Genomic DNA, 12848 nt, shown 5'->3' with positions numbered 1-12848 from the left:
GGAGGGCGTCTACAAATGGCAAAAAAGAAAGATAAAACAAGTGAATATCAATATGTAGACGCATGGTACAGCAATCAGAACGGTAGAAGCATTCCGTGGAAACGAATCCCTTCTTCTGAAGTGAAGCAATTCCAAACGGGAGAGGCATTCAATTTCAATTGCTTTGCTACAGTTCAACGATTTGCGAACGATACAAAAGTAAAGGGGGAAGCATTTATTGCTCCCCTATATTTTGACCTTGACCATGCGGAAGACCCATCAGTCAGCCAAAAGGATGCAGTAAAACTGGTGGAATTTTTTACGAAAGAAATGGACATTCGTGAATCGGATATGTGGATTTACTTTTCTGGATCAAAAGGATTCCACATCTTAATAAGCTCCGATGCACTCGGTATTGAACCGAGAAACGACCTTCATAAAATCTTCAAACATATGGCTGGATACTTAGTCCATCGATTAGGACTCACTTCACTAGACCTGGTGGTGTATACAGAAAAACGAATGATTCGTTTACCAAACAGTATGCACCAAAAAACAAACCTATTTAAAACAGAAATTAGTGTAGATGAATTAAATAAGTTAACACTGGAAGAAATAAAAGATTTAGCTAAGTCACCAAGGCATCCTGACGATTTACCTTATACACCAGAAGAACGTAAAAAAGCAATGAAATATAGACCACGCACAGGGTACTTATTAATTGATAAAACCAAAGAATATGAACAAGCTGCAGCTACAAACGCACGACGTTACGAAAAAGAAGAGTTTCAATTTAAGAAAGACAAACCACCTGCTTGTGTAGTTGATATCTTAAACGGTGGGTGGAAAAAAGACGGTGATCGAAACCAAGCGACAGTACAGCTTGCTTGTTACTTCAAAGATGCAGGATACACCAAGGAAGAAACAATGAAAGACCTGGAAGAGTGGGTACTAAAATTCACTTCTGAAAGTAATGATTATGGAAAGCAACAGCGTGTGGCAAATACGCGAAGTGTAGTTGATGCGGTATACAGCGGTGACAATACATACAAATTTGGTTGTGCATTTATTCGCTCACTACATGGTGAAAAGAAGCCGGGGAGCAAAGAATACGAACGTGTAGCGTGTGCTGGTGATATGTGTCATTGCATTAAGAAAAATGCAGAGGAAGAAGAAAACGCAAAGCTCCTACATTTAGCAGAGACTGGTAACGCAGATCTTACTGGAAAGCTTGTAAAAACACGTGTCATGGTTGCAGGTAAAAAGCATACACCTTATATCATTCCGAAAAACATCGAGTACCATTGCTGGGGCAGAGAAAGTTGTAAAAAGGTACATTGTCCTCTATATGACATCCATACGCATACAGGATACAAAGACCTGGGCGTCAGTGATCGAGAAGTCATACAAATGACAGGTGTAGGTGACGATAATATCAAAGGCATTTTACGAGAAATCTCAGGCATTCCAAATTGCCCGAAATACAATACGGATATTTTAGAGAATATGAACGTGGAAGAATTACTTGTAATCCCTATGGCTGAAGAAGATGACGAAAAACAAGAGCAGCATAAAGGGAATTATGTACTACGAAAAGTGTACGCCGTAAATGGATTAAACGTAAGCGAGAACAAGTACTACGAATTAACCGGTTATGTCTACCCACATCCAAAGAATCAGGAGTCAACACTACTTATAAAGAGTGCGACACCGCTTCAGGATGTGGTTGAAAGTTTTGAGTTAAATGAACAAGTGAAAGAGGATTTAGCAACGTTTCAGCCTGCAGATTATACAGCGGAATCGATTGAACAGAAATTAGGAGCTATTTGTAACGATTTAACGTACAACGTAACTCACATTGTAGAACGTGACGAAACGTTACTCGCAGTACTTCTTACTTTCCATAGCGTGTTACGGTTCCGAGTACCTTGGGACTTAAATCCTATACGTGGATGGGCTGAATTGAAAATCGTTGGTGATACAGGTACTGGTAAGTCAGCGCTCATTGAAAAAGTAATGAAATATGCAGGGCTTGGTACTCGAGTAAATGCGGAAAGTACATCACGTACAGGTCTAACGTACAAGATGGAACAGTCAGGTGCTCAAGGTGCATGGTACATCGTTTGGGGTGCATGGCCGTTGGCTGATAAAGAAATGATTTGGATCGATGAGGATACAGGTATTACAAAAGACGATTACGGTGAAATGACACTTGCGCGTTCTGATGGAAAACTAGAAGTAAAACGAGCTGTAACAGCTGAAACACCTTGTCGTGTACGTGCCATTATGTCAGGGAACGTACCGAAAGGAAAACGACTGGCTGATTACTCTCAAGGCGCAGAAAGCTTAAAAGATATTTTTAATAACGAGGATATTAGGCGCTTTGACTTTGCAGTCTTTATGCGAGCAAGTGATGTGGATCCTGAATTATATAACCAAACACTTGCAACGTATCCATCAATCATACAGAAGGATACGTTGAAAAATAACATCTTATTTGCTTGGTCACGAAAGCCGGAGGACGTGTTATTTACAGACGGTACGATTGATAAAGTACTGGAGGTTGCGACAGATCTTGCCAAAGTATACGGAAATGCGAATGACATACCGCTTGTTTCTCCTTCAGATCAACGGAATAAAGTAGCACGATTAGCAGTTGCGCTTGCAGCTCTTACACATTCAGTTGATGAATCAGGAGAAAGAATTCAAGTTTGGCCGGGACACGTTGAATTTATTGGGGAGTATTTAAAAGCGTTATACAATGCTCCAGGTTGTGGTTTAAATTACTATGCTCGTTTAGCGATAAAAGAGGAAGAAATGACAGAAGAAAGATATCAGAAGTTTACCGCAGACCTTAAAAAAATCGATACGTTAACAGGTGAAATGAAATTCTATGAGTTTATCAAGCTATTCGCTCAGCAGAAGTACTTACGACTTGGTGATGTAGAGGCAATGCTTTCAATCGATAAAGAGGAAGCAAAAGCAATTGTAAATCAATTAGCGAAAATGAGGATGATTCTTTTAACAAGTGGTGGCTATCGAAAAACACCGCGTTTCAATGCATACATTGCGTATTGCATGAAGAAAGGACTCTTTGATCATATACAGGATGAGTACTACTAATTATATGGACAAGCATTATAAATATGACTGGAAGTGAAAATATGAAACTCGGAAGTTTGTTTGGGAAACCTAAAACATTAGCTAGTAGTAAAAAACAGGTACCGGTTAAAGAATCAAAATTAGCGGTAGAAATGGAAAAAAAGAAGAAGCCAGGGCAATTCGATATTGTTTGGCCAAAAGTAGAACCACAACAAGTGAAAGATTATAAAGCGATTCTTACAGTCTCGGAGTTAAAGAAATACGTAGAACGCTGTATACAAACGGGTAAAGCAGGATTCGACTGGGAGACTGCAGCAAGTGAAGAAATTAGAGGGCATTATAAAAAGGCGTTTGAAGGTATAGAAGAAGCTTGTGACACAGGTGTTATTGATGAGAAAGAAGCAGAAAGCAGAAGAGAGAGCTTAGAAAAAGCATATCTAAAAACACCGCTGGATCCGTGGAAAGGTGAAATTTGTACTGTGTCTTTATCAGCAGCGGCGCACGAGTCAAGAGTTGTTCCAATTTCACATAAAGTTGGCCAAGTATTTGAACCAAGTATGGATAGAGATGAAGCTAGGAAATTGGTTCTAGATTTGCTTGATGAATACCTATTTAAAAATGAAAAGGTATTAAAGATTGCGGTCAATTTGTCTTTTGAAACGAAATATGCAGCGAAGTACGGTAAATACATTTTAGGAAAAGTGGCAGATCCATTGATTATGTGGGTACGGTGTTTACAAATCGCAGCACCTCAAAAGATTAATAACCCGAAAAAACCTACAAGCGGATGGGGTTTAAAACCAGCTACGAAACACATTTTTGGTGTAACGATGAACGACTTTTCAGCCCTTTTAAAGAAATACAAGGTCAATTTTTTTGACGAAATTGATGCGAGTAAAGGTGAAGGGCTGCTTTACTCAGCTGAAGACTCGGATTATGCTGTGCAGCATTACGAATATTGGTCTCAAATTGCAGCTCAAATTCCGCGATATGAGGAATGGCTTCATAAGATTGAAATGCCATTCACACGTGTTATCGGCCTTATGGAATATTGGGGGATGAATTGGGATCCAAACCTTGCAACGCAAAAGAAACAAGAAGCAGAAATTATGCAAGAGCAAGCGGCTGAACGTATTAAACAAATCGCGAAAGAAACGTTCAATATTGATATAAATACCGGTAAATCAGGTAAAACGAACGAAGTGAAAAGCTTAATGTTTGATTACTTAAAAATACCGATTGCCAAATATGGAAAAACGGGCGCGAGTCTTGATCAAGAGGCGCTTATCGATATGGCATTTATGCTTGAAAACAAGCTGAACGATATCGACGAGGAAAAATACCTCGGTGTTTCATTACCTGAAAATTGGGAAAATATCGATCCGGAAAAGGATCCTACTTTAGATAAGCTGGAACGCGGAGCGATTCGTATCGCAAAACGTGAACCGCATCCTTATAAAGAACAGGCACTAGAAGTTATTGACCAGCTAAAGAAAATACAAAAATACACGACATTACTTTCTTCGCACATCATAGGACGTGAAAAGTACTTGAACTTTATGAGTGGACGAATTCATGCAGGGTACAGCCCATTTACGGAAACAGGACGTTTAAATAGTTTTAACCCAAATGGACAAAACGTTCCTAGACCTGATAATGACGAGTTTAAAATAAGAAACTTCTTTGTACCTAAACCAGGAAAGATATTATTCTTCATTGACTTCTCAGGTTTCGAGCTACGCTTAATGGCATGGAAATCGGGTGATGAGGTCATGATTGAATTGTTTAACACAGGCGGCGATATGCACCGTAGAACAGCGTCTGTAATGACTGGAAAACCCGAAGATGAAATTGTAAAGAAAGAACGTACAGATGCAAAGGCAGGAAACTTCGGTATTTCTTATGGAGGTACGGAGCACGTTTTACAGTTCACATTTAAAACAAAATACATGATTCGTAAAACATTAGATGAATGTGCACAGATTGTAAATGCCGTTAAAACAGCGTACAAACGTATACCTGAGTATCAGCGCAAGATTGTTTTAGAAGCACGGGAGCAAGGCTATGTACAAACGATTTATGGATACATGAGATTACTACCTGGCATTAACAGCGCGAATAGAAGAGATCGTGGCTCAGCTGAGAGACAAGCAGCGAATACACCAGTACAAGGTAGTGCCGCTGACATTATGAAGAAAGTACAAAATGAAATTTATGAATCTATCGGTAAACAAGAAGGTGTGCTTGCTCATGGTAGTGCCGATATGATCGCACAAATTCATGATGAAATTATTTTTGAGATAGATGATGACCCAGAAATTGTAGCCGCAGTAGAAAAACAAATTAAACAAGTTATGGAGCAACCTCCAGTACCAGGATTTCCAGTTCCGATTGAAGCAGAAGGAAGTGTAGGTTATCGATGGGGCGAGAAAATGAGTGTTGAGTCCTGGCTTAAACAAAGGGAGGAATAGCATGTGGGTAGAGGAGAGGGACCACGTAAATCGATGTTTGCAAAGCGTCATGCAACAGCATTGCCACGTGTAAAGCCAGCGAGAATTGTAGGGGTTATTGCTGGAGAACCGTACAACATGGTTTGGGTAGTAAGTTCATTAAGAAAAGATAAAAAGACGGGTGTTTTAGACCCAGTACCACAGGATCCTTACGCAGAATTGTTATTCGAGAGTTGTTTCAAGAAATGGGGGAAAGACGATGAACGAGAAATTAAATCGTCAACAACGCCGAGCGAGTGAACGTGAACGAAAGAAGACAAGGGAACGTCAAAGTTTTCATCGGGGTGAAGTGCAGCAAGTATCTCTTTTATCGTATAAAGATGGCCGAACATTAGCGTTAAGAGCGGTAAAAGAAGTGTTAGGTTTGGGTCCAGTACGTCTAGAGCGTGTACAGAAGCGATTGGAAGAACTAGAAAATGAGAATTTCAATGAGCTATTTTTAGAGCATTTAAGAAAATAAAAAGCTGTAGAAAGGAAGTGTAGTTGTGGGTGGGAGACAGCAAGGAAAGGGGTACGAGAATAGGAAAAGTGATCGTAAGATGGAAAGATTAAAACGTGAAATGGTTAAGCAAAAAAGAAAGGTAGCAAAAGGTGAGCCACGAAAGGCGGTAGTGTACTTGAATAATTCGGAGCAACAGTTAAAGGATGTAATGCAAGAAAATCGTGATTTGCAGTTGGAAGTTGATTTATACAAGTCTCAGGTGAAAGTGAAAGACAATTACGCAAAACGTGTAGTGTACGAAAATAAAGAATTACGAGAACAGATTAAAAATTTACGTAAAAAGTTTTTAGCGGTAGTTGTTTCTTATATGGTGGTAGCGGTCATTGTTAGCTTTGTGATTGCTAGATAAGAAGGGAGCGGTTGAGATGTCTGTAGTGAAAGACAACGAGTTCTGGAGAGAAGTTTATTACAACATGGAAGAGCATAATTGCTATAAGGATGAGGCTGTAAAGGCAGTAGAGGATCAGTTCAATAATAAGGACGAAAAAAGATTAGAAATCATTGAAGCTGTAAAAGAAAAGTTGATGTGTGCAGGGATACCAGAAAAGGATTCTTTAAAATTAGCAGAAACCGCACCCTTTGTTAATTCTTTAACTGATGCCAGTGTAGAAAGAATGGTTAGATATTTTATAAATTTGTTTAAAAAAGGGGAGCGTGCAAAACAATGAACATCATACATTTATTCCAGCTCCAAAAAGAGCTTGATAACAAGATTGTGGAAAAACGTGGCTTACAAAACGTACCGTTGTTTCAAGAAAAAAAGTTAGCATTTCGTGATGAACTAAGTGAGTTACTTCATGTGTGGCGTGGCCATAAGTTCTGGAGCGAAAATAACAAACCGATTACAAAAGATGTACGTAATGAAGGTCAAATGATGGAAGAGGACAAGGAGTACTACAATCCATTGTTAGAAGAATTTGTGGACACGCTGCACTTTGCTTTATCGATTGGATTAGAACGTGAATGGAACAAATATATCGATGCTTTTGTAGTACGTACAAACAAAGGGCATTCCAAAGTAGAAATTATCGATGTATTTAACGATTTATATGAAAACAAATTGTGGACTGCAGCACACTACATGACGTTGATGAATGACTTAGCATACTTAGGCGCAGCACTTGGATTTTCAGCTATTGAGATATACAACGCGTATATAGAAAAAAATAAAATCAATCATGATCGTCAGGCATCCGGTTACTAAAAGGGAGGCGAAATGGTGGGAAGGTACACATTATGGAGGAAGGAAGAAGTAGCGTATTTGGAGCAGTATTGGGGGATTTACAGTATCAAGCATATGGCCAAAAAGTTCGGACGTTCAGTTGATGCCGTTAAATTAAAAGCGCAACGTATTGGGTTAGGGGACGCTCGATTACATTTTGAGGGCATTACTATTTTGCAACTTTCTGAGGTCATAGGTGTTGATTATAACTGTATAAAAAGCTGGGGCAAGCGCTTCGGTTTTCCTATAAAACTTAAGTTGTTTTCAACGGAGCAAAAAGTAAAAGTTGTATACTATCGTGATTTATGGAATTGGTTAAAAACACATAAACACGTGGTGGACTTTTCTAGAATCGAACCAGGTATTTTCGGTCCTGAGCCTGATTGGATGAAAGAGAAACGTAATGCGGATCTAGTGGCCAAAAAGAAACGTGGAAAACCATGGAGCGAAGACGACGATTTGTTACTCAAAAGTTTAGTAAATGCACACCGTTACACATATCCAGAGATCGCAATGAGGTTACAACGTACAGAGAGTTCTATAAAACGTAGACTACAAGAGTTAAAGATAAAAGCTAGACCTGTACGTATATGTAACCATACAAAATATACAAAGCAAGAAGTAAAACTAATTATAGATTTATATGACAGAGGATACAGCATAGATGTTATTGCAGAGAGATTAGGGAAAAGTGCATTAGGTGTTCGTGGGAAGATGGAAAGAATGGGGTATCGGTTTAAAGGTAAGGTCCCAATAGTACCTAAGGAGGTTTTAGTTTAAATATAAAAAAAGGCTAGGATTGCTCCTAGCAAAGAGTTATGTCGTACAGAAAGGTAGTTGTGCGCAAACCAGATGTTTGCAAGTTCATTATATAACGTTTATTGGGTGGATAGGTTGAATCATAGCAATCTTTACACAAGTTTTACATGGGATTGAAGTTTTTGATAAAGACAAAATTTGAATTTTGTATAAAAACGGAGGGATTAAAATGGCAAAACCAGTTATTTTAGAAGAATTCGAGTCAGGAATACACTGTGTAAAGTGCAATGCGGTTACTGTACACAAAATGCAAACGATTGATGAAGACGGTGGAGGTAAATTTATTGGCCACTACGGTGAATGTGATGTTTGTGGGAATGTTTCGGATTTCAATGAAGAAGATTTTTTAGATAAGTAAGGAGCAGTCAAAATGGCATATGAAGTGTTTTATAGAGTCGGTGAGTATAAAGATTCTATTGTCGTTGCAGGTGAATCTATAGAAGAAATTAGAATGAAGACACAAAAAGAGCTGGAAAGAAGAAATGCAACTTATAGATATTCTAATTGGCTAAATGACTGAAGAAGATTTTAACAAAAGCGTTATTTTAATCGAAAAGGGGAATGAGAGATGGAATTAAGGCAAGCGTATGAAATGGTTATTAAGCATCAATTGGAATTATTGGTTGAGGAAAAAGGATGGGATTTTTCAGAAACTAGTTTAGAAGAAATAGCTGAAGCGATGGCAAATGATCCACAATTTACAGATCAGTTACTTGATTTCACTGATGAACACCTAGAAACATTTGGTGATAATTACTGGTAAGATTTTAAAACAAAATAGTTATTATATGCAAAAAAATAAAAGAATCCGCTGTTTATAAACGGATTCTTCGTAACAGGAGCACCAGGAAAAACAGGAAGCTGTTCCAGAGAAACCTGTGTATTCCTTGGTTTAATAGTAATGTATGTGAAGTAAACAATAAAATGAATAAAAGTTAAACGAAATTTTTATTTAGTAAAAAGCAATCGCGTACAAAAAATGTACGCGATTATATAGAAACTATGTCTTGCTTGCTCATTGCATTCTATGTTTATTGTATGTAAAACGTGATACATCTAAATAACTTAAAAGAGCACTTTTAAAAGTGCTCTTAAGACCAAGACTCTTATTGTAAAAGAGTACATGATAATATATGTACCTTTTTCTAAGAATGTGAATCATTTGACCAGAATTTTTACTTGAAAACTAAAGAGCGCCTTTAAAAGCGCTCCGTGACTAACAATGAGATGTATATGACTATTGTATGTATGTTTTTAGTATATGTACAAGTTTAAATAAAATCCTTATTTAGTAACAAATAAAGAGCACCGTAGAAGGTGCTCAATGGCTAATTCTGAAATGAAATGATCACGATTATTGTATGTATGTTTCTAATATATGTGCAGTTTTTATATAAAATATTTAGTTAATATTAAAGAGCGCCTTAGGAGAAAGGCGCTCAATGACCAAGGAGTGTATCAGAAATGATACTAAATGATTCATAATGAGATGTTCATGAGTATTGTATGTATGTTCATAATTTATGTGTAGTTTATAACCAAAATCTTTATTTAAAGGTAAAGAGCGCTTTATATAAAGGTGAATATGATTACTGTATGTATGTTCTTAATGTATGTGCAGTTTTTAAACAAAATCGTTATTTTAAATGGTTTAGCCCCTTGAAGGGCGCTCCAAGGGGCTAAGATTCGAGAATTTTTAAACTCTTGTTTAATTACATGAAAACTCCCTAAAGAGTATCTATGGAATTTTAACACTTAACTGATTATTTTTACAGATATATATTGAAAATCGAATGCTAATAAAAGAAACCCCGTTTATTCACGGGGCTTCTAAGGCTAATTGTCAAGTAATGACGTACTCGACTAATTAACAATATCATGAATTTTTTGGTGAAAATACTGGTGAATGTGTCCAAATGGATGAGGACATTATCTTGAACGAAAACGCTATTTTACAAAACAAAGCAGCTAGCTAATCTAGCTAACCGCCCCATTGTAATGTGCTGAGGAATTTTACTAAGCATACATATTATGAGTTGTAACTACAAGTTACACCTATAGTATAAACAAAATCGAAAATATTATGCAAAAAAGAAAACAAAATAAAATCTTCTTTTATACAACAAAACAGCTAGTTAATAAAACTAACTGCTTGTTGTACAAAAGAAACGCTACGCTTACAGAAATAGTTTGTAACTTTAAGTTACAAAAATAGTATGAACAGGGTTAAAAATGTTATTCAGAAATGAAAGAAAACAAAATAAAAAAGAGCACCATGCATAAGTGCTCTTTAAGATAGGAGGTAACACTTTGAGCTGGATGTTTAGGTTAAAATTATATGGCGCAGAAAAGAAATAAGACCTAAAATTTATTTTCAACTCAATACAAAAGAGCAGCTAGCAAAAGCTAACTGCTTGTTGAAAAAAGGAATCTACTCCAGGTTATTTACTGCCAGAGTTTCAAGAAACAAATGATTAAATTAATCTAACTTTTCAATTACAATTGAAGCATTTACATTTGTTTGTGTTCCACCTGCCAAAGTTTGCAAAGTGACCGCAGCAGCTGAAGTATGATTGTGGAGGGTAAGAACATCACCTGCGGCTAAAGAGAGGATTGTTTGCCCGTTGTTTTGCTGAGTTCCTGCACCTGATCCATAAACTGTGTTGGTAACTGGAGCACCATTTAAAAAGAGCGTAAATTGATTAGGTTCAACTCCTGATACAGAAAAAGAAATCTTATAATCTCCTGCATTAATAACCATAATCTGAGAAGTTCCAGGAGTATGAGTAATACCAGGTGTCATTAAACCATTCGAATTAAAAAGAATAGGTGCTTCTAAGGCAACAACTTGAGCTGCTGTATTGAAAATATAAGCGTATTGAGATAATCCAGATACTGTAAGGCCGGTAGGCCCAGTAGCTCCGGTAGCTCCAGCGGTTCCTGGTAATCCAGTAGGCCCAGGAATGCCTTGGATGCCTTGGATACCTTGAATCCCAGTTGGGCCAGTCGGGCCGATAGGTCCAATAGGTCCTGGATTACCTTGAATACCTTGGATACCCTGAATTCCAGTCGCCCCAGTTATTCCAGTGGGTCCAATAGGACCAATAGGCCCCGGATTACCTTGAATCCCCTGAATCCCTTGACTTCCTTGAGGTCCAGTGGGGCCAGGGATACCTTGGATACCTTGGATACCTTGAAGTCCGGTTGGTCCTGGTGACCCAGTTGGTCCAGTGGGGCCAGTCACTCCGGTTGGTCCTGGTGGTCCCCCGGAAGGTCCAGTCGGGCCCGTTGGTCCTGGTGGTCCCCCGGAAGGGCCGGTAGGTCCAACAGCTCCAGAAGGTCCAGTTGGACCTACAGAACCAGGAATCCCAGGAATCCCTTGAGGACCGGTCGGGCCAGGAATCCCTTGAATGCCTTGAATGCCAGGAATCCCTTGAATGCCTTGAATCCCTTGAATTCCAGTGACCCCCGTTATTCCAGTCGGTCCAATAGGACCTTGAATGCCAGGAATGCCTTGGATGCCTTGGATACCTTGAATTCCAGTAGGTCCAGTTGGACCAATAGATCCAGAAATCCCAGGAATCCCTTGAGGTCCAGAAATACCTTGAGGACCAGTAGGTCCCAGGTTACCTTGAATTCCAGTAGGTCCAGTAGCACCAGTAGACCCGGTAGGTCCAGGAGGTCCACCTGAAGGTCCGGTAGCTCCAGTAGGTCCCGAAGGCCCAGTAGCACCGGTTAATCCAGTAGACCCGATTTGAGGCAACGGAAAGGCACATGGAAATGGGACGTGACATTTCTTTTTAAATTTACTCATTTTTACACCTCCGTTATAAACTAACTAGCCGATTTATATTTATACTTTAACAACTTATGAGCAAGCAGACATAAGGGTGTAAGGAAAAAACTATAAAAATCACATGAAAGGTTTTAAGAGCAAGCCTCTATTTCACATTCCATACAAAAAAGAGCACCATATATAAGTGCTCTTCTGACCAAGACTCTTAATGTAAAAGAGTACATGATATCATATTTGATTTTTTTCATAGGGTGAAGTATTTGAACCAAAACGCTATTTTAGTAGAAAACATTAAAAAGGACCCGATTAGGGGTGCGGGTCCTTTTAATGGAACAATAGAACTTTATGGGATTACCAATACGTTACCATAAAAGGTAATTAATTTCCAAGTAATAGGTGTTGAGAAAACTTTATATAAAACTTCATTTTACACAACAAAACAGCTAGCCGAAATAGCTAACTGCTTCATTGTAAATTTTTTAGAAGTAGCCGATATATGCTGTAACAAAAAGTTACAACTATAGTATAAGTAGATATCAGAATATTATGCATGAAAGAAAACTAAACAAAAATTGCATTTTGTAGAAATAAGAAAACTAAAAAAGAGCACCATGCATAAGTGCTCTTTAAGATAGGAGGTAACACTTTGAGCTGGGTCTAGGTTAGAAGTATATGGTGTAAAAAAAGAAATAAGACCTAAATTTTATTATTAACTCAATATAAAAGAGCAGCTAGCAAAAGCTAACTGCTCAGCCCTCAGAGAAAGGGAAAAAGAAAATTACAGAGGTCACTGTGAATTCAAGCTGTATCAGCCCATTTATAGTATTGGACAGAATTTAGAATTTTATTCGGACAAACTAAAAAAGAGCAGTTATCATAGCTAACTGCTCTCACAAACCCTGGAACAATGGACTACTT

12 protein-coding genes are annotated in these 12848 nt (G+C 38.1%); 11 read left to right on the top strand and 1 reads right to left on the bottom strand.

Annotated elements, in window-relative coordinates; translation table 11 throughout:
- The first annotated feature begins 15 nt into the window (after positions 1–15).
- The 11 genes from QCI46_RS15785 (at position 16) to QCI46_RS15735 (ending at position 8897) form a co-directional block, all read left to right on the top strand.
- Positions 16–3102 carry a DNA primase small subunit domain-containing protein gene (locus QCI46_RS15785; protein ID WP_353840827.1) on the top strand — a complete coding sequence of 1029 codons (3087 nt, stop codon included), beginning with the start codon at positions 16–18 and terminating at the stop codon, positions 3100–3102.
- 23 nt (positions 3103–3125) lie between these two features.
- Positions 3126–5552, top strand: coding sequence for a bifunctional 3'-5' exonuclease/DNA polymerase (locus QCI46_RS15780; protein ID WP_353840826.1), 2427 nt, complete (start codon positions 3126–3128; stop codon positions 5550–5552).
- Positions 5553–5555: 3 nt separating this feature from the next.
- Positions 5556–5831, top strand: a complete 276-nt coding sequence (locus QCI46_RS15775; RefSeq protein WP_353840825.1) for a hypothetical protein — start codon at positions 5556–5558, stop codon at positions 5829–5831.
- The gene (locus QCI46_RS15770) at positions 5791–6051 is read left to right on the top strand and encodes a hypothetical protein (protein ID WP_277616915.1); all 261 of its coding nucleotides are present in this window, start codon (positions 5791–5793) and stop codon (positions 6049–6051) included. Before QCI46_RS15775 ends, QCI46_RS15770 begins: the two co-directional genes overlap by 41 nt.
- A gap of 25 nt (positions 6052–6076) precedes the next feature.
- Positions 6077–6442, top strand: coding sequence for a hypothetical protein (locus QCI46_RS15765; protein ID WP_353840824.1), 366 nt, complete (start codon positions 6077–6079; stop codon positions 6440–6442).
- A gap of 16 nt (positions 6443–6458) precedes the next feature.
- Positions 6459–6761 (top strand): hypothetical protein, encoded by a 303-nt coding sequence (locus QCI46_RS15760; RefSeq protein ID WP_353840823.1) that lies wholly within the window; start codon positions 6459–6461, stop codon positions 6759–6761.
- A complete protein-coding gene (locus QCI46_RS15755; RefSeq protein ID WP_353840822.1) occupies positions 6758–7297 on the top strand; it encodes a dUTP diphosphatase in 540 nt (179 codons plus the stop codon). The genes QCI46_RS15760 and QCI46_RS15755 overlap by 4 nt, the downstream gene beginning before the upstream one ends.
- Positions 7298–7309: 12 nt before the next feature.
- Complete coding sequence (locus QCI46_RS15750) at positions 7310–8095, top strand: hypothetical protein (RefSeq protein WP_353840821.1); 786 nt, start codon at positions 7310–7312, stop codon at positions 8093–8095.
- Positions 8096–8303: 208 nt separating this feature from the next.
- Complete coding sequence (locus tag QCI46_RS15745) at positions 8304–8492, top strand: hypothetical protein (protein WP_353840820.1); 189 nt, start codon at positions 8304–8306, stop codon at positions 8490–8492.
- Positions 8493–8504: 12 nt separating this feature from the next.
- A complete protein-coding gene (locus tag QCI46_RS15740; RefSeq protein ID WP_353840819.1) occupies positions 8505–8654 on the top strand; it encodes a hypothetical protein in 150 nt (49 codons plus the stop codon).
- A 48-nt stretch (positions 8655–8702) separates the two neighbouring features.
- Complete coding sequence (locus QCI46_RS15735) at positions 8703–8897, top strand: hypothetical protein (protein ID WP_353840818.1); 195 nt, start codon at positions 8703–8705, stop codon at positions 8895–8897.
- A 1716-nt stretch (positions 8898–10613) separates the two neighbouring features.
- Here QCI46_RS15735 and QCI46_RS15730 read toward each other — a convergent pair.
- A complete protein-coding gene (locus QCI46_RS15730; RefSeq protein ID WP_353840817.1) occupies positions 10614–11948 on the bottom strand; it encodes a BclA C-terminal domain-containing protein in 1335 nt (444 codons plus the stop codon).
- Positions 11949–12848: the final 900 nt, after the last annotated feature.

This window comes from Bacillus cereus group sp. RP32 (genome assembly GCF_040459735.1).
Taxonomy (GTDB): domain Bacteria; phylum Bacillota; class Bacilli; order Bacillales; family Bacillaceae_G; genus Bacillus_A; species Bacillus_A wiedmannii.
Note: the sequence above shows the minus strand (reverse complement) of the source record. Positions and strands in the feature narration are given on the sequence as shown.